The 26,261-nt window shown below is 59.9% G+C and carries 25 protein-coding genes; 15 read left to right on the forward strand and 10 right to left on the reverse strand.

Annotation, left to right across the window (positions count from 1 at the left end):
* The first annotated feature begins 49 nt into the window (after positions 1–49).
* The gene (locus O9Z63_RS18790) at positions 50–556 is read left to right on the forward strand and encodes a GNAT family N-acetyltransferase (protein WP_270126927.1); all 507 of its coding nucleotides are present in this window, start codon (positions 50–52) and stop codon (positions 554–556) included.
* An 86-nt stretch (positions 557–642) separates the two neighbouring features.
* Here O9Z63_RS18790 and O9Z63_RS18795 read toward each other — a convergent pair whose 3' ends face one another.
* The 9 genes from O9Z63_RS18795 to O9Z63_RS18835 all read right to left on the reverse strand — a co-directional run bounded on the left by O9Z63_RS18795 (position 643) and on the right by O9Z63_RS18835 (position 10,983).
* Positions 643–945 carry a DUF4286 family protein gene (locus O9Z63_RS18795; protein ID WP_044014699.1) on the reverse strand — a complete coding sequence of 101 codons (303 nt, stop codon included), beginning with the start codon at positions 943–945 and terminating at the stop codon, positions 643–645.
* Positions 946–1,074: 129 nt separating this feature from the next.
* Positions 1,075–1,524, reverse strand: coding sequence for a DUF6526 family protein (locus tag O9Z63_RS18800; RefSeq protein WP_270126929.1), 450 nt, complete (start codon positions 1,522–1,524; stop codon positions 1,075–1,077).
* Positions 1,525–1,621: 97 nt separating this feature from the next.
* On the reverse strand, positions 1,622–2,002 hold the full coding sequence (locus O9Z63_RS18805) for a hypothetical protein (RefSeq protein ID WP_270126930.1): 381 nt from the start codon (positions 2,000–2,002) through the stop codon (positions 1,622–1,624).
* A 63-nt stretch (positions 2,003–2,065) separates the two neighbouring features.
* Entirely contained in the window at positions 2,066–3,313 is a 1,248-nt protein-coding gene (locus O9Z63_RS18810; RefSeq protein ID WP_270126931.1) for an MFS transporter, read from the reverse strand.
* Positions 3,314–3,477: 164 nt separating this feature from the next.
* Complete coding sequence (locus O9Z63_RS18815; protein WP_270126932.1) at positions 3,478–4,428, reverse strand: cation diffusion facilitator family transporter; 951 nt, start codon at positions 4,426–4,428, stop codon at positions 3,478–3,480.
* A 190-nt stretch (positions 4,429–4,618) separates the two neighbouring features.
* Positions 4,619–7,069, reverse strand: coding sequence for a TonB-dependent receptor (locus O9Z63_RS18820; RefSeq protein ID WP_270126933.1), 2,451 nt, complete (start codon positions 7,067–7,069; stop codon positions 4,619–4,621).
* 396 nt (positions 7,070–7,465) lie between these two features.
* Positions 7,466–8,035 (reverse strand): hypothetical protein, encoded by a 570-nt coding sequence (locus tag O9Z63_RS18825; RefSeq protein ID WP_044014694.1) that lies wholly within the window; start codon positions 8,033–8,035, stop codon positions 7,466–7,468.
* A gap of 50 nt (positions 8,036–8,085) precedes the next feature.
* Positions 8,086–10,494 carry a TonB-dependent receptor gene (locus tag O9Z63_RS18830; protein ID WP_270126934.1) on the reverse strand — a complete coding sequence of 803 codons (2,409 nt, stop codon included), beginning with the start codon at positions 10,492–10,494 and terminating at the stop codon, positions 8,086–8,088.
* Positions 10,495–10,641: 147 nt separating this feature from the next.
* The gene (locus tag O9Z63_RS18835; protein ID WP_270126935.1) at positions 10,642–10,983 is read right to left on the reverse strand and encodes a hypothetical protein; all 342 of its coding nucleotides are present in this window, start codon (positions 10,981–10,983) and stop codon (positions 10,642–10,644) included.
* A 277-nt stretch (positions 10,984–11,260) separates the two neighbouring features.
* Between O9Z63_RS18835 and O9Z63_RS18840 the strand changes: the two genes are divergently transcribed.
* The 4 genes from O9Z63_RS18840 to O9Z63_RS18855 all read left to right on the forward strand — a co-directional run bounded on the left by O9Z63_RS18840 (position 11,261) and on the right by O9Z63_RS18855 (position 15,193).
* On the forward strand, positions 11,261–11,425 hold the full coding sequence (locus O9Z63_RS18840; protein ID WP_270126936.1) for a hypothetical protein: 165 nt from the start codon (positions 11,261–11,263) through the stop codon (positions 11,423–11,425).
* Between the two features lie 132 nt (positions 11,426–11,557).
* Positions 11,558–12,031, forward strand: a complete 474-nt coding sequence (locus O9Z63_RS18845; protein WP_270126938.1) for a hypothetical protein — start codon at positions 11,558–11,560, stop codon at positions 12,029–12,031.
* Between the two features lie 129 nt (positions 12,032–12,160).
* Positions 12,161–14,005 carry a molecular chaperone HtpG gene (htpG, locus tag O9Z63_RS18850; protein ID WP_270126939.1) on the forward strand — a complete coding sequence of 615 codons (1,845 nt, stop codon included), beginning with the start codon at positions 12,161–12,163 and terminating at the stop codon, positions 14,003–14,005.
* A 222-nt stretch (positions 14,006–14,227) separates the two neighbouring features.
* Positions 14,228–15,193, forward strand: a complete 966-nt coding sequence (locus O9Z63_RS18855; protein WP_270126940.1) for a toxin-antitoxin system YwqK family antitoxin — start codon at positions 14,228–14,230, stop codon at positions 15,191–15,193.
* A 75-nt stretch (positions 15,194–15,268) separates the two neighbouring features.
* Here O9Z63_RS18855 and O9Z63_RS18860 read toward each other — a convergent pair whose 3' ends face one another.
* Entirely contained in the window at positions 15,269–15,628 is a 360-nt protein-coding gene (locus tag O9Z63_RS18860) for a YraN family protein (protein ID WP_270126942.1), read from the reverse strand.
* Positions 15,629–15,795: 167 nt separating this feature from the next.
* Between O9Z63_RS18860 and lipB the strand changes: the two genes are divergently transcribed.
* The 10 genes from lipB to porN all read left to right on the forward strand — a co-directional run bounded on the left by lipB (position 15,796) and on the right by porN (position 26,149).
* Positions 15,796–16,635, forward strand: coding sequence for a lipoyl(octanoyl) transferase LipB (gene lipB / locus O9Z63_RS18865; RefSeq protein WP_270126943.1), 840 nt, complete (start codon positions 15,796–15,798; stop codon positions 16,633–16,635).
* Positions 16,632–17,048, forward strand: a complete 417-nt coding sequence (locus tag O9Z63_RS18870; RefSeq protein WP_044014682.1) for a hypothetical protein — start codon at positions 16,632–16,634, stop codon at positions 17,046–17,048. The genes lipB and O9Z63_RS18870 overlap by 4 nt, the downstream gene beginning before the upstream one ends.
* An 84-nt stretch (positions 17,049–17,132) precedes the next feature.
* Positions 17,133–18,173 carry an MraY family glycosyltransferase gene (locus tag O9Z63_RS18875; protein ID WP_270126944.1) on the forward strand — a complete coding sequence of 347 codons (1,041 nt, stop codon included), beginning with the start codon at positions 17,133–17,135 and terminating at the stop codon, positions 18,171–18,173.
* Between the two features lie 17 nt (positions 18,174–18,190).
* Positions 18,191–19,393, forward strand: a complete 1,203-nt coding sequence (locus O9Z63_RS18880; protein ID WP_270126945.1) for a DUF4271 domain-containing protein — start codon at positions 18,191–18,193, stop codon at positions 19,391–19,393.
* Between the two features lie 71 nt (positions 19,394–19,464).
* The gene (locus O9Z63_RS18885) at positions 19,465–20,295 is read left to right on the forward strand and encodes a uroporphyrinogen-III synthase (protein ID WP_270126946.1); all 831 of its coding nucleotides are present in this window, start codon (positions 19,465–19,467) and stop codon (positions 20,293–20,295) included.
* 144 nt (positions 20,296–20,439) lie between these two features.
* Positions 20,440–21,429 (forward strand): PorP/SprF family type IX secretion system membrane protein, encoded by a 990-nt coding sequence (locus O9Z63_RS18890; protein ID WP_270126947.1) that lies wholly within the window; start codon positions 20,440–20,442, stop codon positions 21,427–21,429.
* 236 nt (positions 21,430–21,665) lie between these two features.
* Positions 21,666–22,685 carry a T9SS ring complex lipoprotein PorK/GldK gene (porK, locus tag O9Z63_RS18895; RefSeq protein ID WP_270126949.1) on the forward strand — a complete coding sequence of 340 codons (1,020 nt, stop codon included), beginning with the start codon at positions 21,666–21,668 and terminating at the stop codon, positions 22,683–22,685.
* 126 nt (positions 22,686–22,811) lie between these two features.
* The gene (porL, locus tag O9Z63_RS18900) at positions 22,812–23,582 is read left to right on the forward strand and encodes a type IX secretion system motor protein PorL/GldL (RefSeq protein ID WP_270126950.1); all 771 of its coding nucleotides are present in this window, start codon (positions 22,812–22,814) and stop codon (positions 23,580–23,582) included.
* Between the two features lie 59 nt (positions 23,583–23,641).
* On the forward strand, positions 23,642–25,228 hold the full coding sequence (porM, locus tag O9Z63_RS18905; protein ID WP_270126951.1) for a type IX secretion system motor protein PorM/GldM: 1,587 nt from the start codon (positions 23,642–23,644) through the stop codon (positions 25,226–25,228).
* A 45-nt stretch (positions 25,229–25,273) separates the two neighbouring features.
* Positions 25,274–26,149, forward strand: a complete 876-nt coding sequence (porN, locus tag O9Z63_RS18910) for a type IX secretion system ring subunit PorN/GldN (RefSeq protein WP_270126952.1) — start codon at positions 25,274–25,276, stop codon at positions 26,147–26,149.
* Positions 26,150–26,261 lie beyond the last annotated feature (112 nt).

Here is a 26,261-nt window from a genome sequence, read left to right on the forward strand (position 1 = left end):
CCTCACCAGCCCCCGTACCTTCACCACTCACCACTCACCACTCACCACCATGAATATCCGCCGGGGCCGGGAGGCCGATTTGCCGCAGGTGCTGGCCCTGATTCAGGAGCTGGCCGAATACGAGAAAGCGCCGCAGGAAGTCACCAACACGCTGGCCGATATGCAGCGCGACGGGTTCGGCCCGGAGCCGATTTTCAAGTTCTTCGTAGCCGAAGACGCGGCGGGCGTCATCATCGGCATTGCGCTGTATTACACGGCCTACTCCACCTGGAAGGGCCGCATGCTGTTTCTGGAAGACCTGGTAGTCACCGAAGCCCAGCGCGGCACCGGCCTGGGCCGCCAGCTGTTTGATGCCGTAGTAGCCGAAGCCCGGCAAACGGGCGCCAACCGCATGAAGTGGCAGGTGCTGAAATGGAACGAGCCCGCCATCGGCTTCTACAAAAAGCTGGGCGCCAACCTTGACCCCGAGTGGGACAACGGCAACCTCAGCCACGAGCAGCTCCACGCCTACGCCTGCCACCCGGCCGCGGAAGCTGCCGTGCAGCAAGGAGAGTAAACGCAAAACGGCCATTCCGCGCAGGAATGGCCGTTTTTGGCGTTGTGAGTTGGCATGTGCGCCGGGCCGGAGCTATGGCGGCTAGGCTACCCCAGCACTTCCAGCATGGTGCGGAAGGAGGCGTAACGGCCACCGAAGTGCTTTTCCATCTCCTGGATCAGGCCGGGGGCGGCCAGCTGCTGGTATTCCTCCAGCTGCTCTAGGCTCACGCAGTAGTACTGCGAGGCATAGGTGATGCCGTTGTCTTCCTCATTGAGCAGCCGGCAGAGCTGGCTTTTTACGAAGAAGCCGGTAGCCATTACCTCCGGCATATGGGTCTGCTGCATATACGACACCCACTGATCTTCGATTTCCGGATCGAGGCTGGTCGTGACGTTGTATAGAATCATGGTTTCTGGCTTCTTAGGTATGTGTGGGCTGGTTTGATTGCGGCCGGTGACGACACGCGAATAGGCGTAACGCAAAAGTCGGCCAAAAAATCCAAGACCCTAAGCCCGCAAGTCCCCAAACCTCTGACATCACACCCGCAGATGGTCGAAGTGGAAGTCCTGGATGCGGGCCTGAATATCTTTGGAGCTGAGCTTTTCGCGGATGGCGGCCTGCGTGAGTTCGGCCAACTCGGCGTCGCCGGCGAAGCGCAGGGCCAGGATCTGGCTGAGCTGAAGCTGGCTTTCTAAGGGGCGCAGGCTCTGGCCCGTCACCTCGAAATAGCGCTGGCGCACCTCCAGCCGAATCAGGCGGTCCTGGAGCTGTAGGGCGTAGTGCTGGCGGAGCATCACCAGCACGCCCAGGCCTACCACCGCCAAGGCCATTACGGTGAACCACAGGCGCGACATCTCCGAGTCTTCGCCGGACACGCCCAGGTAGCGCCGGATGCCGTAACCGGCCAGAATGAGGGCAGCCGGCAGCAGCACGAAATGGTGCCAAGAGTAAAGCATGGGAGTGTTTTTGGTAGGTTGACTGGCCATAAAAGGGGCGTGTGGAAAGGTGATTCTGAAAGGGAAAACAAGAAAAAACTCCTGCCGGAAGCAGGAGTTTTTGAAAGGGATATGTTAGCGGCTACGCCTACATTTTGGCAGCTTTCTTGGCTTCGCGGGCTTTGCGCTTTTCGTCGCGGGCGGCCTGCTTGGCGGCCGATTCCTGGCGGCTGGCCTCCTTAGCGGTGTCGCGCTGACGCTTGAGCTCAATCTTCTGTTCCTTCATCTGGCGCTTCTGCTCGCGCATGGCGTTTTCCTGGTCGCGGAGTTGAGCTTTAGTCTGGTCGACGTTGCTGCGGGTAGCGGCAGTTTCCTGCTTACGGGCATCCAGCGCGGCCTTGGCTTCGGCGGCGCGTTGCTGTTGCATCTGCAGGCGCATCTGCGTCGAGTCGGGGGCCGTTTGGGCCTGCGCGTGGGAGGCGGTGAGGGCGAGGCCGGCAACGGCCAGTAAGGCAACTATCTTTTTCATAGGAAGGGGCGGAAGTCGAAATGAAATCCGCGCCTTGTACGCGCGCCGGTGGGCAAGGTTGAGCTATTCTTCCACGAAGTCCAGATCCTTGCCGAAGCTTTCGGGCAGGGTGCTCACGGCCCAAAACGCCACCACCAACGACACCAGCCCCAGCACGGCGGCGCTGCCCAGCAGCCCCAGCGGCCCCCGCAGCGCCTGAAACAGCGGCACAAGCACAATCACGGAGCCGCGGGCGAAGTTGGGGGCCGTGGTGGCCACGGTGGCGCGCAGGTTGGTGCCAAACTGCTCGGCGGCCACCGTTACGAACAACGCCCAGAAGCCCACCGAAATGCCCAGTACGAAGCAGGCCACGTAGAAAATGGTGGGTGTCGCGCCCTTCAACGCAAACAGGTACACGGCCACCATCAGGCCGCAGAACACCAGAAACAGCTGCAGCGCGCGGTTGCGGCTGCGCAGCACCTGGCTGAGCGTGCCGCTGGCGAAGTCGCCGAACACCAACCCGAAGTAGCACCAGAACACGCCCAGGCCGGCTGTTACGGGTCCCGTAATGCCCAGCTCTGCCCCAAACTCGGGAGCCAGCGTAATCAGAATGCCCACCACAAACCACAGCGGCACCCCAATCAGTAGGCACTTGGCGTAGCGCGCCAGCCGGGCCCGGTTGGTGAACAGGGCAAAGAAGTTGCCGCGCTCCACGTCACTCTTTTTGGTTTGCTCGAACATGCCCGACTCGTACACGCCCACCCGCAACGCTAGCAGTGCCAAACCCAGCCCGCCGCCCACGAAATAGGCGTTGCGCCAGCCAAATTTGGCGCCTACCCAGTAGGCCAGCATGGCGCCCGATACGCCCACCGTGGCCACAATCATGGTGCCGTAGCCGCGCTTTTCCTTGGGCAAGGTTTCCGATACCAGCGTGATGCCCGCGCCCAGTTCCCCGGCCAGCCCGATGCCGGCAATCAGCCGCAGCCAGGCGTATTGCTCCACGCTTTGCACGAAGCCATTGGCAATGTTGGCCAGCGAGTAAATCAGGATGGAGCCGAACAGCACCGAAAGGCGCCCCTTCTTGTCGCCCAGAATGCCCCACAGCACGCCGCCGAGCAGCATACCGCCCATCTGCATGTTGATGAGGTAGAGGCCTTGGTTGGTGACGGCCTCCTTGGCCGTAATGCCCAGCTCGTTGAGGCTCTCCACGCGCACGATGCTGAACAGAATCAGATCGTAGATGTCGACGAAGTAGCCCAAAGCGGCCACCACCACAATAGCGCTCAGCAGGCCGGTGGTTTTGGGGGGAGAGGAAGTAGGATGGGAATTCATGCGGGAAAGGGAATTAGGGCCCGCAGATTACGAAGATTTACCGTTATCCTGCGCGGAACGATGGCCCTGACAATGTAGAGACACGTACTCGCGTTTAGCCGTCGAACGACCGGAACGGCACCACCTCAACAACATCCCCAACGACGAGACGCGAATACGCGTCTCTACACCATTTTAACTTCCGCTACTTGCTCGTCGCAGCAGCCGTGGGCGCCCATCAGCGGGAATTCGTCTTCCAGCTGCACGGTGCAGTGGCGGATGTTGAACTCGTGGAGTAAATCGTGCTGCAGTTCGCGCAGGAACTGGTTGCCGTTGGTGGCACCGGGGCGCACGAGGTGCACGGTCAGGGCCGTGTCCTGGGTGCTGAGGGGCCAGATGTGCAGGTCGTGGAGGGCCGTGACGCCGGGGCGGGCCAGCAGGAACTGCCGCACTGCGGCCACCTCAATGCCGGCCGGGGCCGCTTGCAAACCTAGCTGTACGGTTTCACGCAGCAGCCCCCAAGAGCCGAAGCCAACCACCGCCAGAATCACGAAGCTGATGGCCGGATCGAGCCAGAGCCAGCCGGTGAAGTACACCAGCGCCCCGCCCACCACCACACCCACCGACACCAGCATATCCGTCAGCATGTGCAGATAAGCGCCGCGCACGTTCACGTCGCCCTTCTGCCCGCTCCGAAACAGCCAGGCCGTGAAGCCGTTGATGAGGATGCCCAGCCCGGCCAGCGCCATCACCACCGGCCCGTTCACCGGGGCCGGGTGGCGCAAATGGTCAACGGTGTCCCACAGAATAAAGCCCAGGGCCAGGTACAGCAAGGCCGCGTTCAGCAAAGCGGCCTGAATGGTGGCGCCCTTGTAGCCGTAGGTGAATCGCTCGGCGGCGCGCCGCCGGGCCAGCAGCGTGGCGCCCCAGGCCAGGGCCAGGCTCAGCACGTCGCTCAGGTTGTGGCCCGCGTCGGAAAGCAGGGCAGAGGAGTTGGCCCACAGCCCGCCGGCGGCCTCGCCAGCCACAAACAGCAGGTTCAAGACAATGCCCCAGCCAAACGCTTTGCTGAAATTACCATCGGCCGGCGGGCCATGGTGATGGGCGTGGTCGTGGGTGCTGTGGTCGTGGGCCATAAGGTTGCGTGTGGTGGTGCACCGTAGACAGTAGCGAACTAACAATAGGTAGCAGGCTGAACGATGTAGAGACGCAATATTTTGCGTCTCGTCGTTGCTGACGTTGTTCAGCTAGCGTGGTTACGGTTGTGCAACGACGAGATGCAAAATATTGCGTCTCTACATCGTTCGCTCTACTGCTCGTGCTAACTTACTTAAATGACAACGGCACAATCAGTTTCACGCTTAGGTTGCGGCCCATGTTGAACACGCCCTGCCGGCCGGTGGCGTAGTTGATGGCTGTGTATTTCAGGCGGCTAAGGTGGTTCTGGTACGCCACGTCGAACACGTTATTCAGTGTCAGATACACCGAAAACAGCGTTTTGTCTTTGGCGTTGGTCAGGTCGGAGCCCAGGCCCAGGTTCACGAGGGTGTAGCCCGGCGTGCGGGTTTCGGTGTCGAAGGCCGAGAAGATGCGGTTCTGCTGTAAGTTGTGCTCCACGGTGCCGCGGGCGTAGAGGTTGCGCAGCCGCGAGGTGCCCACCTTGCTGAAGTTCACCCGCAGCTCCGACTGCAGCCGGTCGGCCGGAATGAAGGGCAGGTTCTGCTGGCCTTCAGGCTGGTCGAACTGCAGCGCCCGCACCATGGAGAAGCTGTTTTCGAAATGCAGCCAGTCGAGCGGGTGGGGGTGCAGGTCGAGGCTGACTTCACCGCCGGCCAGCCGCGCGTCGCCCTGCCCGTAGCGGAACACCCGGTCGCCGTCCACCGACACCGAATCCTGGCCGGTGGGCGTGCTCAAAGCGCGCGGGAAGATGTAGTTGCTGATCTGGTTGCGGAATACATCGGCCGACAAGCTCACGTGGTCCGACACGAAGCTCAGGCCGCCATCCACCTGCAGGCTGGTTTCGGCCCGCAGGTCTGGCTCCCCGATTTCGTAGCGCACGGTGCCCTCGTGGATGCCGTTGGAGCCCAGCTCGGCAATGTTGGGCGCCCGGAAGCCGCGGGCCACGTTGGCTTTCAGCAGCCACTTGTCGTTGAAATTGTAGGCCCCGCCCACGCTGCCGCTCACGTTGCGGAAGGTGCTCCGAAAGCCGGCAAACTTGGTTTCGCCCTGGCCGGCGGGTACCGGCTGCTCGTCGTCGTTGAGGTATAGCGCATCGGCCGTGATGCGGCGCGCATCGTAGCGCAGGCCGCCGCTGAGGTCGAGCTTGCCGAAGCTCTTTTTGGTGACGCCGAACAGGCCACCGTCGAGTAGGCGGTAGGCCGGAATCAGGAATTCCACACCCTTGTTCTGGTTTTCCTGCTGCATGCCGCTCACGCCCACGGTGGTGTTCCAGCCGTTCATTTCGGGCAGAAACCAGCGCAAAGCGTAGTCCACGGTGCGCAGCTGGAAGAACAGCGACTTCTCGTAGTAATCAGTGGGGTTGCCGAACTCGCGGCGCAGGTTCTGCTGCCAGCCCACGTTCAGCGTGAGGCGGTGCTGGCCCAGAATGAAGTTGTTGTCGGTGCCGATGCGCAGGTGGTTGATCTGCTGGCGCGGCACATCCAGGTTGAGCGTGCGCAGATCGTCGTCGTCGGTAATCACGCCGGCCAGGGCATCCCCGCCCAAACTCACGGTCTTCAGAAACCGGCCTGTGGTGCTGTCCCGTTCGCCCTCAATCAGCCCCAGAATCTGGTTGAAGCTGCTGACGGTGAGGTGGGAGTAGCCCCAGCTCTTGTTGACGCCCACGTAGCCGCTGCCGTTTAGCTCCCGGAATCCGGAGTTATACACGCGGCCGTCGTAGCGGTTCTGGTAGGCGCCGGCCACTTTGCCCGAGCCGCGCACCTGCCAGTTCAGGCCGTTGAGGTTGCCGGCGTTCCAGAGCGAGTAGCCCTGCTGGCGGTTGTTGGTCTGGTAGTTGGCCGCCACCGAGCCCACAATGCGGCCGTCCTCCACCGGGTCGGGCGCCAAAAAGTTGATGACGCCGGCCAGCCCGTCGGAGCCATATAATAAGGAGCCGGGCCCCTTGATGATTTCCACCCGGTCGATGCCGAACTCGTCGATTTCGATGCCGTGCTCGTCGCCCCATTGCTGGCCTTCCTGCTTAGCGCCGTTGTTGAGCGTAATCACGCGGTTGGCCCCCAACCCCCGGATAATGGGCTTGCTGATGGCGGCACCGGTGGTAATCTGGCTGAGGCCGGGCGTGTGCGCAATGGCATCCACGGCGTTGGTGGCCGAGGTCTGGCGCAGGCGCGTCTGGTCTACCACGCTGGTCGGGATGGCCGAGCGGCGCATCTCGGTGCTGGCCGAAACGCCCGTTACAATCACCTGCCCGATTTCGGTTTCGGCAGGCGTGAGGGCCACGTCGAGCGGCTGGCCGCTGCCGGTGTCTACGGTGCGCACCACCGGCGTGTAGCCCACAAAGCGCACCTGCACCAGAAACCGCCCTTTGGGCAGGTTGGCAAACCGGAAGTTGCCGGCCGCATCCGTAGACGTGGCCTGCTTGAGGTCGGAGAAGTACAGCGTGGCGCCGGGCAGGGCCTCACCGGTAGCCGCATCGGTGATGCGGCCGGTAACGGGCGTGGCCGGGGCCACCGTGCGGGCCGGGCGGGCGGGCGGCGTCTGGGCCAGCACGCTGCCAGCACCCAGCAGACAGCCGGCCGTGAGGAAAGAACGAAGCATAAAAAGCAGGAGTAAGCGCAGGCGAATGAACGGCAAAAGAGCCCGCAGGATGCGTTGGCCCCAAATAAAAGAAGGCCCCGACCACCGGCCGGAGCTTTCCCGTTGTTCTCCACAACCAAACCAGGGAGAAAAGGCGCGGAGCCGTTTGCAGCCAGCCCCGCTATATTTTTTGGTGATGAGGTGACAGGTGATGAGGCTGAACGTCATGCAGAGGCGCAGCTGAAGCATCTCGCGTGGGCCTCACCCCCCGGCCCCCTCTCCCGTGGAGAGGGGGAGCCAGACGGATTTTTTCAGGTGATACAGTTTTGGGGAATTAGCCCGCTGGCGAGATTCCTCGCAAGCTCGGAATGACGTTCTTCCTTGTCACTTGTCACCTCATCACCAAAAGTCCCCAACTTACCGCACGGCCGTGGGGAAGGTCACTTCCACGTCGGTGTCGCCGGGGGTGGCGGAGCCGTCTTTGGTGCCGGGCTGGTGGCGCAGCGCGATTTTCAGCGAGCCGGTGGTGCCGGCCGTGTTGGCCGCGCCCGCCACGGCCCGCGTCGCCAGCCCAATTTCCAGGTTCTTGCTGTCACGGTCGGTGCGCGTGATGGTCAGGTTTACGCCGGAAGGCGTGAAGACCAGCAGGTGCTCGTCGGCTTCCTGCTGCACTTCGGCCGTGATGTTTTCGGCCGGCGTTTTGGTTTCGTCCAGCAGCGTTACGGCGCCAGTGTAGGTGGTGCCGGGGGCCAGCACCAGCGTGGCCGGCGAGATGGTTGCCGCCGCGCCGCCGTCGCCGTCCAGGTCGCGGTAGGTGATGGAAACCGGCGTGCCGCCGCCCTGCGGCGTGAGCGTGTAAGTCAGGGTCGTGATTTGCTCGTTGTCCTCGTCGGGCGTCGGGTCGTCGTCATCGTTGCTGCAGGCGCTGAACAGGGGCGCCGCAATCAGCAGGGCCAGCAAGGATTTGGAAAGCAGGGGATTGTGCATGTTGCTGAAAAATGAAGGTGGAAAATGAGTTGAAAAGACTGGCAGCAGCCCTAGCGGCGGCTGAATTCGAGTGGCACGCGCACGCGCAACGTCACGTTGCGGCCCATTTCGTCGGTGAAGTAGCGGTAGCGGTTGAGGTAGTCGCGGTAGCGGTGGTTGAGCAGGTTGGAGCCCGCCACGCTCAGCTCCAGCGGCAGGCGGCCCCAGTGCAGGGTGCCGCCCAGTTCCAGGTTCAGCAGGCCGTAGCCGGCGGGCGGAGTTAGCAGGTCGCGGGCCTCGTAGTTGCGGGGCACGCGGGTCTGGCGCGCCACGGCCACGCCGCCCAGCTGGGCGTAGGGGCTGCGCAGGCGCCCGGCCGGGCCAGTCGTGGGCCAGTCGTAGCGCACCGATACTTCGGCGCGGTCGGCGGGCATCAGAATCTGCCACTCGTTGGCGCGGGTGTCGCGGGTGCGCACCACCGAGCCTTTCAGACTCAGCAGCAGCTGCGGCGTGAGCAGGTAGGAGCTGCTCAGGTCCAGGCCCCGTAACGTGGCATCGGTCTGCAGAAACTGCCAGCTGATGTGTGCGCCCCGGATGGTCTGGACCAGCGGCAGCAGCGGCACCTGGTAGATGAAGCCCCGGATGCGGTTCTGGTACACGGTCAGCTCGCCGTTGAAGCGCGGGTTGTGGTGCAGCGTGGCCGTCAGGCCCACGTTGAGGGCCGTTTCGGGCGTGAGCGGGGCGTTGCCGGGCACCAGGTCGTTGCCCAGCTCATACATACCGTTGTGTACTCCGTCGCTGAACCGCTCGTTGGCGGCCGGCGCGCGGCGGGTGAGGCCGGCGTTCAGGCCCAGCGTGAGGTGAGCTGAGGCGTCGTAGGTGGCGCCCAACGAGGCGGCGGGCGTGGTGTACTGAAAGCGGGTGCGGTCTACGAAAAAGGCGCCCGTCGTGTCACGGTCGGCGCGGCGTACGGCCAGGTCGCGGCGGTCCAGGCGCAGGCCGCCTTCCAGCAGCCAGCGGCCCTGCTGCCACTTCTCAATCAAGAAGGCGCCGCCGGTCAGGTTGGTGTAGAACGGGATGAACTGCCGGCTGCCGGCGGCGTAGCGGTTGGCCTGGTACGTGCCCGACACGCCCACGCTGCCCGTGAAGCCGTGCCAGGGCCGGTGCTCCCACAGCAGCTCCCCGATGTTGGTGCGGTTGGTGTAGCTCAGCTCCGGCTTGCCGGCCGCGGCCCGCTCGTCGTTGCGCGGGCGGGACTTGTCGTACTCGTCGCGGAAGTCGGTTTGGTGGCTGAGTGTGAGCTGCAGGCGGCCGGCGTTGCCGGTGCGCACAAAGCCGCTGAGCTTGGCCACGTCGTGGCGCACCTGCTGATAGGCCCGGATGATGTCGTAGGAGAAGCCGGTGGTTTCCAGCGGCCGTTCCCGGCCCACAGCCAGCAGCAGGTCGGACTGGTTGCCGGCGTGGGCGGCCGGCAGAATGCCGATGCGGCTGTTGAACTGGCTATAGAAAGCCTCCACGCCGTACGCGTCTTTTTTCCAGCCCACGGCCCCGGAGAAGTTGCCTTCCTCAAAGCCCGAGTTCTTGAGATAATAGCCCGGCGCGCGCATGGTGCCGGCCTTGCGCAGCGTGCCCTGGGCGCGCCAGCTCAGGGCCGGCAGTTGGCGGAAATTGCCTTCCAGCGTGGCTGAGGTGGCCCCCAGCCCATTGTTGCTCATGCCCACCAGGTTCAGCTCGCCGCCCACGCCGGTCGAGTCGCGCAGCGGTTTGGGTTCCACCAGTACCACGCCGCCAATGGCATCGGAGCCGTAGCGGACGCTGGCCGCGCCCTTTACCACCGTCAGTCGGGAGGCAATAAACGGGTCGATTTCCGGGCCGTGCTCCACGCCCCACTGCTGGCCTTCCTGGCGCACGCCGTTGTTAAGCAGCGTCACGCGGTTGGAGTGCAGCCCATGAATCATGGGCTTGAAGATGCCGGGGCCAGTCTGGATGGCCGTTACGCCGCTCACGCGCTGCAGCGCTTCGCCCAGGGCCTGGCCGCGGGTTTGCTGCAGTGCCTGACCGGTGAGGGCCGCCGTGGTCTGAGTAGTGGGCGCGTCCAGCCGCTCGCCCCGCACCACGGCCCCGCGCAGCAGCACGGCATCGGGGTGCAGCTGCACGTCGCGCACGGCCGAGGCAGTGGTCAGGCGCAGGTCCAGCACCTCGGGTGCATAGCCCACAAAGCTGACCTGCACGCGGTAGGTGCCGGGGCACAGCTCCAGATGATAGTGGCCATCAACATCAGTCTGAGTGGCTTGCTGACTGCCCAGCACCACTAGGGTAGCGCCAGGCAGCGCCGCCCGCGACTCGTGGTCGGCCACGCGCCCACTGACGGTCAGGGTGCACCCGGGCTGGGCGCTGGCCGCCTGTGCCACGCTCCACAGGAGCAGCAGCCACAGCCAGCGCCACGCCGCCCCCGGCGCAGCCGGAACACGGAAAAGCATAGGAAAAGGAATGGAGCCGGTGAGCAACTAAACCGGCCGCCGCCGTGCCCGGCCGTACGTCGGCGGGCAGGGGAGAGGGTCTGGGAAACCAGACGCGGGGCGCTTCGGCAGGCAACGCCGAAGCCGCCCAGGCGGCCACAAACGGGTTTAGCTCAGGCTGGGCGGGCCGCGCAAGTCGGCCGGGCGGCACAGATCAGCCCGCCAGACGGCTGTTACCGGGGTAGCAACGCTCCGCTGATACGCCCGGAAAACCTCGGGCAGCTGCACGGCCATGGCCGGCTGAAACGGTACGTCGCAGAAATGGTCGACGGCGCAGTGCTGGTGCTTGGCGCTCAGCAGCGCCTTGCCTTTATCGGCTCCCGGCAGCTGCGTGGGCTCCTCGGTGGTGTGTTCGTGGGCGTGCAGGTTCAGCACCCACGCCTCCGGCAGCAGCACCCGCGTAAAGCAGAGCAGCAGCAGTATAGCCAGCCGGGAGCGAAGGGTTTGCATTATGCAACAATGTGTCGAACGAAGGCAAATGTACACGGAAATTTCAAATCCAGCTTCTGCCCGGCGGGAAATGTGCGGTATCCCTGAGCCGTAGTTTACAAAAGCATAACTGCATGAAAACGTGCAGGCAACACCATAGCCAGACCTTTGCGCCAGGATTTGACCTGATGCCTGTACCTATGAAAAAGCTGACTGCCCGCCTGATTATCCGCGTTGCCCAGGCCTTGCGCCCTTCGTTCCAGTTGCCCTCCGTCTCAACCCCCGAAGCGCTGTTTGTATGAGCAAAACGCCGTTTTTCTACCGGCCGGCCCGGCAGGGCTACCGCCGGCCAGCCACGGTTTTTCGTGCCGCTCCGGCCCGGCCCGCGCCTGCCCTGGCCGCCTCAGCCGAACGCCCGGTAGCGGCCGCCAGCCCGCCGCTGCGCTGGGCACTGGCGGCTTAAATAGTTCACCGGTAAAAGGCTGCTGTTGGACTGGTTACCAGGCAGAACAGCCGAAAAGGCCGGCGCCGCGCCGGGCCGGATTCTACATTCGTGCCATCCGAAAGCTGCCGGGTTAGGGCAGCGCGGGCGGCTATGCTATATATCCACGATTCGCTGCTTCTTCAGCTACAAACCGACCTGCACCTACTGCGCTGGCAGTGGCGGGGCCCCATGCAGCTTCCGGCCTTTCAACTGGCCTTCAATCAGCTGATGAACTACTCCCTCCGCTACGGCGTCACGCACATGCTGGCCGATACCAGCACCATGCCCCCGGTGGGCACCCGCGAGCAGGCGTGGCTGAGCGAGGCATGGCTGCCCCGCGCCCGGGCTATGCGGTTGCAGCACCTGGCGCTGGTATTGCCGGCCAGTTTACACAACCAGCTGGTGGTGGAGCATGTGGTGCAGGATGGCCGCTTCTACCTCGATACGCAGGTACACTTTTTCTCTGACGATTATTCGGCCCTGGACTGGCTGGCCAATGGCGAAGCCGTAGTGGCCGCTATGGAGCACGAATGGCATAGCGGCCGCGCCAGAAGTCAGCCGGAAGGGCAGCTGGCCGGGCGCTGAACGCTGTCAGGATGACAGCGCCCGGCAGGGTGGAATAGGATTTGAACCGCACCGGCCAACGACGTCAGGGCTTTGGGTCACTGGCAGATCGTCCGGTTTTTACTTGTTCACCTCCATTTTTCACGCGCCATGCAAGAGAAAGGCAGTATCTCGATCCATACCGAGAATATTTTTCCGATCATCAAGAAGTTCCTGTATTCCGACCACGAGATTTTCCTGCGGGAGCTGGTCAGCAATGCAGTAGATGCCACCCAGAAACTCAAGAGCCTGGCCCAGCTGGGCGAGTTCAAAGGCGAGCTGGGTGAGCTGAAAGTGCGGGTGACCGTGGATAAGGAGGCCCGCAAAATTACGATTTCGGACCGCGGCCTGGGCATGACGGCCGAGGAAATCAAGAAGTACATCAACCAGATTGCCTTCTCCGGCGCCACCGAGTTTGTGGAGCAGTACAAAGAGAAGGACGCCGCTACCAAAGACCAGATCATCGGTCAGTTTGGCCTAGGCTTCTACTCGGCCTTCATGGTGGCCAAGGAAGTGGAAATCTGGTCGAAGTCGTACAAAGACGACACTCTCACGGCCCACTGGACCTGCGACGGCAGCACCGAATTCACCCTGGAGGAGCCTACCGGCGAGCACGCCAAGGCCGAGCGCGGCACCGATGTAGTGCTGCACGTAGCCGAAGACTCCGACGAGTTTCTGGAGCCGGCTCGTCTGAAGGGCATCCTCACCAAGTACTGCAAGTTCCTGCCCATCGAAATCGAGTTTGAAGGCGAAACCATCAACCAGACGGCCCCCATCTGGACCAAGCAGCCTTCGGAGCTCACCGACGAGGACTACGTGAAGTTCTACCAGGAGCTGTATCCGTTTTCGGAGCCGCCGCTGTTCTGGATTCACCTCAACGTGGATTACCCGTTCAATCTGACCGGCATCCTGTACTTCCCAAAGGTGAAGGACGAGCTGCAGTTCCAGCGCAACAAAATCCAGCTCTACTCGCGCCAGGTATTCATCACCGACGAGGTGAAGGACGTGGTGCCCGAGTTTCTGATGCTGCTGCACGGCGTCATCGACTCGCCTGATATTCCGCTGAACGTGTCGCGCAGCTTCCTGCAGGCCGACGCAGCGGTGCGCAAAATCAACACCTACATCACCAAGAAGGTCGCTGATAAGCTCAGCAGCCTGTTCAAGCAGGACCGCGCCGGCTACGAGGCCAAGTGGTCGGATATCGGCCTGTTCGTGAAGTACGGCATGCTCTCTGACGAGAAGTTCTACGACAAGGCCAAGGACTTTGCGCTGGTGCAGAACGTGGCCGGCAAGCTATTCACGCTGCCCGAGTACCAGGAGTTCGTGCAGGCCAACCAGAAAGACAAGTCGGAGCAAACGGTAGTGCTCTACACCACCGACGCCGAAGCGCAGCACGGCTTCGTGCAGGCCGCCCAGGACCGTGGCTACGACGTGCTGGAGCTCAACGGCCCGCTCGACTCGCACTTCATCGGGCAGCTGGAGCAGAAGCTGGAGAAAACCACTTTCAAGCGCGTGGATGCTGACACGGTGGGTAAGCTGATCGAGAAAGAGGAAACCACCGAGAGCGTCCTCAGCGACGACGACAAAACCAAGCTGCAGGAGCTGTTCAAAACGGCCATCAGCAACGAGCAGATGCACGTGCAGGTGGAGGCCCTCTCGCCGCAGGATGCGCCGGTTATCATCACGCTGCCCGAGTTCATGCGCCGCATGAAGGACATGCAGCGCTCCGGTGGTGGCGGCGGCATGCAGATGTTCGGCTCCCTGCCCGACAGCTATACCGTGAGCGTGAATGCCAACCACCCCGTGGCTCAGCGCGTGCTGCACGCCGAGGGCGAAGCCGGCCAGAAGCTGGCCCGCCAGGCCTTCGACCTGGCCCTGCTGGCCCAGAACATGCTGAAAGGTGAGGCGCTAACCGCGTTTGTGAAGCGTAGCGCCGATTTGCTGGCCGCCGAGTAGCACAAAAAAGTATCAGTAGTTTTAAACGGTATAAAAGCACCGGTTGCCTGTGGCGGCCGGTGCTTTTGTTTGAGTGGCACAACTGCGCATGAAGCCTGTGCCCTGCAACGGCGCCCACTTCTGGCAAGCTGCTCAGCTACTCCATTACTCAGCTACTCTGATGGGCACCAAATCCCTTTATCTTTACGTTTGATGCTGCGAAAACTGCCTGTATTTCTGCCAATGCGCTTTCTCCGTCCCCATATTCTGTTGTTGCTGCTGACCGCCGCCGGTATGCTGGAGGCCTGCTCCAAAAAGACGGTGTCCTTCAACAGCCGCCCCGACGCCGGCAGCACGGCCCTGGTAGCCGACACGCTCACCACCACCCGCGACACCACCAACGCGCCGTCGTTGGAGGCCAAAAAGCTGGGCCTGACCAAGGAGCAGGAAAAAGCCGACAAGGAAAAGCAGAAGCTGGCCCAGCGCCAAAGCAAAAAGAAGAAGAAGAACATCTTCCTCGGCGAGCGAATCAAGAAGGGCTTCACCAAGTCGGGGCCGAAGGGCAAAAACCAGGTGCTGGAGGTATTTTACTACCTCAAGGCGTTTCAGCAGCCCAATGCCTACGCCATTTCGGTGTACTACTTCAACCCCCGCAAGCGCAAGATCTTCAAGGCCAACACCGAGCTGAACCCGGCCACCGACAAGGTGTTGCACGGCCCCTACAAGAAGTACCAGGGCGGCAAGCTGGTGGAAACCGGCTTCTTCGCCATGGGCACCAAGCACCTGCGCTGGGAGAAGCTAACCAAGGACAACGTGCTGGTAAACAAGCAGCACTACGAAATGGGCTTCCCGCGCGACGCCAACGTGACCTACTACGACGCCGCCAATAAGCTGCTGAAAGAGGTGGTGCCCTACGTGAACGGCAAGCTGGAAGGCGACTACGTGAAGTTCACCGAGACCGGCAAACGGGAGTGGGAAGGGCAGTTTGAGAACGGTAAGAAAGTAGGGGAGTGGACCCGGTACTGGGGCTTCCGCAACACCAAGGACCGCCGCCACTACGTGTACGCCTACGGCGAGTCGGGCTACGATCCGGAAGTAACCGAGCCAGTGCTGGTGAAAGAGTACAACCGCAACGGCGTGATGGTCTACGAGAAAGACAAGTTCGACAAGCGCGACGCCGTAACGGACCGCCCCGGCAGTAAGCGGTAAATGGTCGAATTGCTGAATGGTTAGATGGATGGTTTTTGATAGGTCAATGCGTTGAACGGCCAACCATTAAGCAATTCAATAAAACGCGTCCTCGAAGTGCTCGATGCGGAAGCCGCCGGCTACGGGCGTCACGGCCAGGATGTCGAACCGGATGTCGCCGCGCCAGTCCAGGTCGTGCTGTAGCTGCTCGGCGGCCAGCCGGAACAGCTGCTTCTTTCGCTCCGACACGAAGGTTTCGGGGTAGCCGTACTGGCTGGAGGAGCGAGCTTTCACTTCCACGAACACGAGCAGCTGCCGGCCTTGCCGGACCACTAGGTCCACTTCGGCGCGACCGTGACGGTAGCTGCGGTACAGCACCTCCAGACCCTGCTGCCCCAGATAATCGGCGGCGGCTTGCTCGCCGGCGTGGCCCAGGTCGTGCGCGGCAGTTGCCATTGGTGGTCTGAGTGGAAGGGCGTGCCGGCTGCTGACCAGCAAATTGAGTTTGGCTTCGAATCTAGTAACTTTGTGCGTTTTCCGGGGAAGGCTTTCACTGACCTAGGCAGATTTCAGCTTCCTATCCGGCAAACGTGCGTGTTGTTCGTTGCCAAGTGCCCATTGCCATGCCCGCAAATTCCCTTCCAGTAGCGTCTTCCGGCGTGGCTCCGGCCCCGGCCGAGGGTGCCTCGCCACCTGCTGCCAGCCGGCTGATCCGGGTAGAACAGCTGGGCCTGATGGGCTACGAGGCGGCCTGGGCGTATCAGGAGGAGCTGCTGGCCCACACGCTGCACGTGAAAACCCACAACCGGCTGGCCACCGAAGCCGGCCAGGCCACGCAGCCCACGGCCAACTACCTGCTGTTGTGCGAGCATCCGCCGGTATATACGCTGGGTAAAAGCGGCAAGCCCGAGCACCTGCTGCTCGACGAGGCCGGCCTGGCCACCCACGGCGCCACCTTCCACCGCATCAACCGCGGCGGCGACATCACCTACCACGGCCCCGGCCAACTGGTCGGCTACCCTATCCTCGACCTCGACAACTTCTTCACCGACATCCACCGCTACCTGCGGCTGCTGGAAGAGGCCATCATCCTGACGCTGGCCGACTACGGCCTGCGCGCCGGCCGCATTGCCGGCCTCACCGGCGTGTGGTTCGATTTCGAGGAAGGAGCGCCAAATCCGCGCAAAATCTGCGCGATGGGCGTGAAATGCAGCCGCTGGGTAACCATGCACGGCTTCGCCCTCAACGTCAACACTGACCTGTCGTATTTCGGCCACATCGTGCCCTGCGGCATCACCGACAAAGCTGTAACGTCCATGGCGCAGGAGCTGGGCCGCGAGGTACCGCTGGCCGAAGTGTCGGCGCGCCTGCTGCCGCACTTGGAGCGCCTGTTCGAAGCCGAATTACAGTTGGCCACCGGGCGTCCGGTGCTGCCAGCTCCTGCATCTGAAGTATCCGCATGAAAGAAGACATCAAATTCGACCCCGTAGAAGGAGTAACGGTAGCCGTAGTGCCCGAGGAAGCCGCGGCGACCGAGGAAGGCAAGCAGGGCTGGCTGGTTTATCTGATCAATCATAACGACTACGCCCTGCAGAACGTCATCGTCAACTCGCACGGCTACGGCACCCAACCCGATGGCGAAGCGGTGAAGACGTCCACGCTGCGCCACGTATTTGCCGAGGTGGAGGCCCGCAGCGCCGTCCCGGTCGAGCCCATCGACCCCGCGCTGTTCCACCTCAACAACCAGTATTGGGTGAGCTACTACCGCGACGCCCAGATTTTCGATAAGAAGTTCATCTTCGTACCCGATTCCATCGTACCCGCCAACCTGACGCCCATCACCCTGCTCGGCCGGGATGGTGTGCTGCACGTCTAGCTATCCTTTGCAGTTCACGGCGTCTGCCTTCACTGCTTCCTTTCAAGCTGCCTGCTTATGACCCCCCTCGGAATACAATTAAGCTTGTCCTTTCTCTGGGCGTTTCTGGTGGCTCTGTTCGCCGTGCCGTCCATTATCTATATCGCCCACCTCAAAAACATGCTCGATACGCCCAACGTGCGTACCGTGCATGAGTCGCTGACGCCGCGGCTGGGCGGGGTGGCCGTGTTTGCCGGCTTCATGTCGGCCCTCACCATCTTCGCCGATCTGGGCAACGGCATCCAGCAGCTGCTGGCCGGTTGCATCGTGCTATTCTTCGTGGGCCTCAAGGATGATTTGGTGTCGATTTCGGTGTCCAAGAAGTTCGTAGGCCAGCTGCTGGCTACCGGCATCGTCATGATTATGGCCGATGTGCGCCTGACCAGCTTCCAGGGCATCCTCGGGATTCAGGAGCTGCCCATAGGCATCAGCTATGCCTTCACGTTCCTGGCCATCGTGGGCATCACCAACGCCATTAACCTCATCGACGGCCTCGACGGCCTCGCCGGTACCATTGTCCTGACCATCGTCAGCACGCTGGGCTACTATTTCGTGCGCTACGGCGGCCCAGGCTTCAGTAACTACGTGTTTGTGTCGGTGTGCCTGATGGGCGGCATCATCGGGTTCCTGCGCTACAACTTTCACCGGGCCACCATCTTCATGGGCGATACCGGGTCGCTGGTGTGCGGATTTATCGTGTCGGTGCTCACCATTCAGTTCATTGAGATGGGCCTGAAAGTGGGCCAGCCGTTCGGGTCGTCGGCGCCGTCGGTAGCGGCTGGCATCCTATTCGTGCCTTTGTTCGATACGCTCCGTGTGTTCATCGTGCGCATGATGGCCGGCCGCTCGCCCTTTTCCCCCGATAAAAACCACGTCCACCACCGGATTCTGGCCATGGGTTTTCAGCAGATCAGCACCGTAGTACTGCTGGCGCTGCTCAACATTGTCGTGATTCTGTTCGTCATCAACTTCGCCTACCTCGGCAACACCATTTTGATTGGCTGCCTGGTTGGCTTTTCTATCGTGCTGAGCGTGTTTCTGGGCGTGTATCGTAGCCGCAGCACCGAGCAGCGAGTTGCTTCCTGAAGCAGCCTACTTCACCGATGAGTCGCCGGCACCGCAGCACCTGGGTATCAGCACAGCACTGGCTCCTGTGCCTGCTGTGCCTGCTGGCTGGCTACTCCGCCCCGGCCGCCGAGTACCGGCCGCTGCCCCCCGCCTTGCGCAGTGGCCTCTCGCCCGACTGGCTCATCCACGATGAGGGTCGCAACCGGCTCGTACTCTACCTGCCCGATTATCATGCCCCGGCGCACGCCTATTACCAGTGGCTGACGTTGCGGCCTCAGCGCCCCTTTATCGTGTCGTTCACGGCCCGCAGCGGGCAGAGCCTTTTTCTTGATAACCGGCTGGTATTCACGGCGCCGAAGGCTTCAGATTATACGCTGGACCTTGCCCGGCTGCTTCCGGCGGGCTCGGTGCCCGGGCCGCATCTGCTCTGTGTGTGGCACCCGCAGGTGGCCCCCAACCTCAGCTCCTTCGTAAACGTCCGTACGGCAGACCCCACGGCGCAGCCCGGGCTGGTAAAAACGCCCGCCGCCCAACTGCTGGCCCAGCCGCTGGCGCGCAGCCACCCCGGCGAAAATGTATTTCTGCTGTTTCTGCTCCTGATTGGGTTGCTCTACGGCAGCATTCGGGCCGTGTATCAGCCCGGGTTTGCGCGTATCTACCAGGTTGACAACGTGTGGAGCAAGTCCACCGCCGAGCAGGAATTTCTTGTCAAGCCTACCGTAACCTGGCTCAATATCTTGCTAGTGCTGGTGTTCTCGCTGTCGTTTGCGTTGCTGCTGGTAGCCATTCACACCAACGTGCAGAACATTGCCGTGCTGCAGCGTCTGTTCGATGTGCCTGAATCTGCCTTGGTGCTGCGGATACTGCTCTACACTGCCACTATTGCGGCCTTCGTGATGGGTAAATACCTCTTCCTGGAGCTGATGGGCTATATTTTCGACGTTGGTGAGCTGGTAGTCGTCCAATACCGGGAATTCATCCGGACGCTGCTTTTCCTGGGGCTCTGCCTGCCGCTGGTTATGCTGCTCTACCTGGGCCTCAACCAAACGCTGCCGGCGGCGGTGCTATGGGTATCCAACGGCGTGGTTTCCTTGCTGTTGGTAGGTACGGTTATTCGCGTAGCCCGCACAATTCATCGCAGATCCTCCCTGCTGAATCTGCATTTGTTTTCGTACCTTTGCGCCACAGAAGTGATTCCATTGGTCATTCTGCTCAAGTTGATCGTTTTCACCTACTAAGGCTTTGGTGCTCAAGTCCCAGGCTGCCATCATCTTTCTTATTGCCCTAGACTTACCCTTTTCTTTACAATATGGCCGAGAGCAAAGACAAACCGGGTACGGGCCGTCATGCTAACCGAATCAGCAGCATTCTTGTCACCCAGCCTAAGCCCACCAATGATGTGTCGCCTTATTTCTCCATTGCGGAGAAGTACGGTATCAAAGTGGATTTCCGGGAATTTATTGACGTTCAGCCGGTTTCGTATAAAGATTTTCGTAAGGAAAAAGTAAATATTCTGGAACACACGGCGGTGATTTTCACCAGCCGCAATGCCGTCGACCACTTCTTCCGCATCTGCCAGGAAGCCAAGCTGGAGATGCCGGCCGAGATGAAGTATTTCTGCATCTCCGAGCAGACTGCTAACTACCTGCAGAAGTATATCGTGCTGCGCAAGCGCAAGCTGTTTGTTGGCCAGCGTACCGCAGTCGACCTGTTCGAGGTGATCAAGAAGCATAAGACGGAGAAGTTCCTGTATCCGTGCTCCGACATCCGTAAGGACGATATTCCAGAGTTCATGCGGGCCAACGGCTTCAAGTTCACGGAAGCCGTCATCTACCGCACCGTCGCCAGCGACCTGTCGGATCTGTCGGATGTGAAGTACGACTGCATCGCCTTCTTCAGCCCTTCCGGCATCAGCTCGCTGTTCATCAATTTCCCTGATTTCGAACAGAATGGCACGCGTATCGCCGCTTTCGGCCCCACCACTGCCAAAGCCGTGATAGACGCCGGGCTAGAACTGGATATCGAAGCGCCCCATCCCAATGCGCCGTCCATGACCGGTGCCATCGAGGCGTACATCCGCCACCACCACAGCCCGGACGTAGGCAAGGAGAAAAATAAGTCGGGCAAGCAAAGCGCTTAGCCAAAATGAAAGAGGAAGCCGTTAATTCTGCTTCCTCTTTTTGTTTTTTGCTCAGGATTTGTTGCACAGGGTTTTTTCCATACATTTGGAAACACCTTACGTTACCTTACCCTTCTTGTAACGAACCCAAAATCAAGACTTTCTATGAAAGGAACTCTACTTTCTTTGCTATTTCTGACTGCGGCTGCAGGTACCGCTTTTGGCCAGCAGCAACCCCAGTTTACGCACTATGGCTTCAATGGTATGTACCTCAATCCTGCTTACGCAGGCATTAAAGGGCAAGGAGAGATAACTACAATCGGGCGTTACCAATACCTGGGGTACAATGCGTCATTCGACGATGGTGGCTCCCCCCAAACCGGCCTTCTCACCGCTTCGCTGCCGGTTCGGGCTATTGGTGGGGGCCTTGGGCTGAGCGTGAGCTACGATAAATTCGCCGTAATGAAAATGGTGAATGCGCAGCTTTCGTATTCCAAGCACATAAAAGTAGGCGAAGGGACGCTGGGCTTGGGTATCCAAGGGTTGTTCAACAACCTGAGCAGCGGTAAGCACCGCTTTATCGACCCCAATGATCCGAGTGTGCCATTGGAAGGCTCTGATAATAAGTTTGATGTAGGCGCTGGCCTGTGGTACGAGTCGCCTACGCTTTACGCTGGTCTGAGCGCCAACAACCTGCTGCGCTCCAAATACAGATTCAGGAGCGAAGCTGGCGACAACACCGCCCAGTTCATTGCTGAAAACCATTCGTACCTGACTGCCGGCTACAATATCGAAGCGTCTTCTTCCGTTGTGGTAACACCCTCTGTATTAGTGAAGATGGTGATGCCCGGTAAGTTTGGCGACAGCGGCAAGTTTACGTTCAAAAACAACTCATACGAGGCAAACGTCCGGGCGACGTTCAACGACAAGTTCTGGGGTGGCCTCGGCTACCGCTACCAGGAATCCTTCACGGGCATGGCTGGCCTGGCGCTGGCCAAGGATAACGCACTGCGAATCGGTTATGCGTTTGATTTTGTTGCATTTAACCAAGATGCTCGTGCACTCAGCTCGCACGAGATTATGCTGTCCTACCGTCTGCCCAAGCCTGGTATGCTCATCCGGCCGGCCATCCGTACGCCACGGTATAGTTTCTAGACTTTTTGGCTGTAGTGGACCGTTTCGGTGCCCTGATTATGTGGAGAAAGGATTTCTGAGCCGCGCGCACTAACTCATTGCCCGTCATCGTTTAACTGGCATTACCGTCAGTTCGTAGACAAACGGCCGGCATTGAGCGATAGGCTTGCGCACGAACGTAAGTTTCGCTAGATTTGCCAGCTCACAAAATTGTAATCTTCGGATATCGCCGGCTCAACAGTCATTTTCTTCCTAACATGAACAAGTTTCTCTTATTGCCTCTCGTTGCCATTTCGGCTCTGATTTTGGGAGGCTGTGGTTTTGGCAAGGGCCCGCAGGGTGACCTCGTCGGAGCAGAGGACCGTCCCGAGTTCAATCCTCAGGAAGTTCCTTTCGGCATGGTTCCCTGCCCCGGTGGTACGTTCCACATGGGCCAGACCGACCAGGATATATCAGCATCTATGGTGAACATGAACAAGCAGGTAACTATTGCCGGCTTCTACATGGACGAGACTGAAATTACCAACAACGAATACCGTCAGTTCATGAATGCCATCCGGCAGGACTCAATTGACGTGTTGGGCGAGGAATATGTGATGACTGAGCTGTACCCCGACACTACGGTGTGGGTGCGCGACTTCACCTACCACATGGGTGACCCGCTGATGGAGTACTACTACACCCACCCGGCTTTCGATGACTATCCCGTAGTGGGGGTTGACTGGTTTGCTGCCAAGTACTTCTGCAACTGGCGCACCAAAAACAAAAACGCCGCCAACGAAGAAGCCGGTCTGGCCCCAACGCCAAACTTCCGCCTGCCTTCGGAAGCTGAGTGGGAATACGCCGCCCGCGGTGGCCGCGACCTGGCTACGTACCCATGGGGTGGCCCATACCTGCGCAACTCCAAGGGTTGCATGCTGGCCAACTTCAAGCCCGGCCGTGGCGACTACGCTTCGGATGGCTACGCTTACACCTCGCCGGTAGGCTCGTTCTTCCCGAACGACTTCGGCCTGTACGATATGTCGGGCAACGTATCGGAGTGGTGCGATGATGCTTACATGGAAGCCTCGGTGCCGGTAGTATGGGACATGAACCCCACCAACCCGGACGACAACGAGCCCCGCAAAGTAGTGCGCGGCGGTTCGTGGAAAGACATTGCGTACTTCCTCGAAACCGGCACTCGTAACTTCGAATACCAGGATTCTTCGCGCTCCTTTATTGGTTTCCGCACGGCCATGATTCAGATCGGCATGGGAACCAACAACAGCCTCAACTAAGAACCGCTCTGCTTTCGCAGCAAATTCCCTACCCCGAGTTTTTCGCGTTTTCAACCAACCATCACTTCTTTCCAACAATCAATTCACATGGCAGCTAAAGGCGGTAACTTCCTCTATGATGTACTTATGCCCAAGATTTATGGCATCGGGGCCGCAGTCGTAATCATCGGGGCACTATTCAAGATTCAGCACTGGAAAGGAGCTGACATTATGCTAATCGTAGGCCTCGGTACCGAAGCCGTTATTTTCTTTCTGAGCGCTTTCCAGCCACAGGCTAAAGAGCACGACTGGTCTTTGGTATATCCAGAGCTGTCGGAAGGCTATGACCCTTCGACCAACAGCAACAACCGTTTCGTAGAAGAGAATAACAGCAAAGGTCTCACGCGCAAGCTGGACGACATGCTGAAAGATGCTAACGTGACTCCAGAGGCTATTTCCTCGCTGGGCCAGGGCCTGAACCGCCTGAGCACCACCACGCAGCAGCTCTCGACCCTCGGCGACGCTACCAGCGCTACCGACGAGTACACCGCCAAAGTTCGCTCGGCTGCTACGTCGCTGGAGCGCATCAACGAAGCCTACTCCAACACGGCTCAGGCCATGGGCGCTATGGCCGATGCCACCAAGGATGCCAAGGAGTACCACGTACAGGTGCAGAACGTAACCAAGAATCTGGGCGCTCTGAACGCAGTGTACGAAATGGAACTGCAGGATGCCAACACGCACCTTAAGTCCATGAACCAGTTCTATGGCACGCTCAGCCAGGCCATGCAGAACATGACCGAAGCCGGCAAAGACACCGAGAAATTCAAAGACGAAGTGGCGGCCCTCACCGGCAACCTGAACTCGCTCAACCGGGTGTACGGCAACATGCTGAACGCCATGCGTGCCACCAGCTAAGGCTGGCGCAACGCGAGGAAAATTTCGGTCCCACCCTTACATATAGATAGGCAGACACGATGGCGGGAGGTAAAGAAACTCCACGGCAGAAGATGATTGGCATGATGTACCTGGTACTGACTGCACTTCTGGCCCTTCAAGTAAACTCAGCAATTCTGCTCAAGTTCAAATTTTTGGATGACAGCCTTTTCGGCATCAACGAAAAGGTATCGAAATCCAATGATGGCACGGTTAAAGGCATTGCAGCCCAGGTTGAAAAAAACCGCAATACTGCCGCCGACGTTGCCGTTCTGAAGCAGAGCGAAGAAATTCGGGAGCGTACCAAGCAGATGATTGATTATCTGCGCGGTGTACGCGACAAACTCGTAACGGCCACGGAAAACACCAAAGGCAAGAACGAGTACAAAAACATGAGCGCCGAAGACAAGGTGGCCATCACCATGCTCGGCGGCAAAAAAGACGGTGCAGCCTATGAGATGAAGAACAAACTCAACGAGTATTCTTCTTACATCAAGACGTTTGTACCCGGTGCCGAGCCGCTGGCTCTCGATGCCAAGGACGACAAGATGGTGACTGATCCGGAGCAGCGCTCCAAGAACTTCGCCGAGTTGAACTTCGAGAACACGCCGCTGGTAGCTGCTTTGGCTACGTTGTCGCAGAAAGAAACCGAAGTATTGAAGTACGAGTCGGATGCTCTGGCTGCACAATCGGCTAAAGTAGGTGGCAACATCATCGTATTCGACAAAGTAGGCGCTTTCGCCTCCGCTGAGTCGAACACGGTAGCTGCTGGCACTAAGTACAAGGCAGAACTGTTCCTGACGGCTTCGGCTACGGGCTTGCGTCCTACCATGACCCTGAACGGCTCGCCTCTTTCGGTTGATGCTTCTACCGGCAAAGGCAAAGTGGAATTCACGGCTCGTCCGGGTTCTTTTGACGCCGCTGGCAACGCCAAGGCGCAGTGGACCGGTACTATCCGCTTTAAGCAGAACGGCCGCGACACCACGTTTAAAGTGACGGTTCCTTACACCGTAACCAAGCCTGTAATGCAGATCCAGTCGGCTTCGGTGCAGGCGCTGTATTTCAAGTGCGGCAACAAGCTGAGCGTACAGGTTCCTGCCCTGGGTGCCCAGTACGATCCAAGCTTCTCGGCTTCGGGTGCTTCTACCATCAAAGGTTCGGCTAAGGGCGAAGTAACGCTGGTGCCAAACTCGCGCGAAGTAACCCTGAGCGTAAGCAGCGGCGGCAACCCAATCGGCTCGCAGACTTTCCAAGTTCGCCCGATTCCAAAGCCGGAGATTAAGTGCATCGTTGGTGGCCGCGAGGCAAACGAAAAGCAAGGCACGCCTATCACGGCTGTGCGCAACATGAGCCTGAAGGCCGTTCCGGATGCTGGTTTCGCTACGTTCCTGCCCGAAGATGCTCGTTACCGGGTAACGCGCTACGAAGTAACGCTGGTACGTGGTAAGCGTCCGGCTATGCCGACGCGCACGGTCAACGGTCCTGACGTTAGCCTGAACGACGTAGTAAACTCGGCCCGCGAAGGCGACCGTCTGTACATCGAAGTGAAAGAAGTTCAGCGCATGAACTTCCAGGGCAACACCGAGCAGGTAAACGTGTCGAAGCAGTTCAACGTGCCGTTGCTGTAAGCTGTAGTTGGTGAACTAAAAAGGGGCGATTCGCTTTCACGCATTATGAACAAGGTTCTCTCTTTCGCTGTCTTGGCTGCCGGCCTCACCCTTTCGGGGGCGGCTTCGGCTCAGGAACAAGCCACCACCGCGAGCAGCAATGGCTCGTACCGTCCGATCCCGAACTCGGATATCATGTTCCGCAAGACCATCTGGCGGGCCGTGGATCTGCGCGAGAAGCAGAACAAGCCCATGTTCTCGGAGGGTAAAGAAATCAGCCGGGTTATCATCGAAGCCGTGAAGCGCGGTGAGCTGGTAGCCTATCGCAACGATTCGCTGACCACGACCTTCACCGGCAACGAGGTAACGTCGAATATGTCGTATGCCGAATCGAATGCTGGCCTGAGCGACGAAGAACGCGCTGCTGGCTTCTCTGAGGATACGGGTGACGACTGGGGCGCTGCACCGAAGAAAAAGGGCGCAAAGCCTGTTGCCAAGAAGCCTGTTGCGCCGCCAAGCTACGAGTACCGCTATAAGGACTTGTATCAGATGGAACTGAAGGAGGATATGATCTTCGACAAGAAACGGTCGCGGATGTATCACGATATCAAGACCATCACGCTGCTGGTGCCTTCCACGCTGAGCTCCAATGCCTCGGGCATTGAAAAGCCCATCGGTACGTTCAAGTACAGCGACCTGGTGAAGGTGTTCCGCAATAATCCGGACAAAGCCATCTGGTTTAACTCGCAGAACGATGCCCAGCACAAGAACCTCGCTGATGCATTTGAGCTGTGGCTGTTCAACTCGTACATCGTGAAGGTGTCCAACCCGAATGATGCTCGTCTGGACGAAATCTATGGCGGTCAGCAACAGGGTATCCTTGCTTCGCAGCAGGCGGCTTCCGACCTCATCGAGTACGAGTACAACCTGTGGTCTTTCTAAATCACGGATTTAGCCGGATTTATCGGATTACACAGATTTTGTAGTCGATTCGCTTTGTACAGAAAAGCCCCAACCAGTTTGCTGGTTGGGGCTTTTTCGTTGATTGTTGCGC

The organism is Hymenobacter yonginensis (assembly GCF_027625995.1).
GTDB lineage: Bacteria > Bacteroidota > Bacteroidia > Cytophagales > Hymenobacteraceae > Hymenobacter > Hymenobacter yonginensis.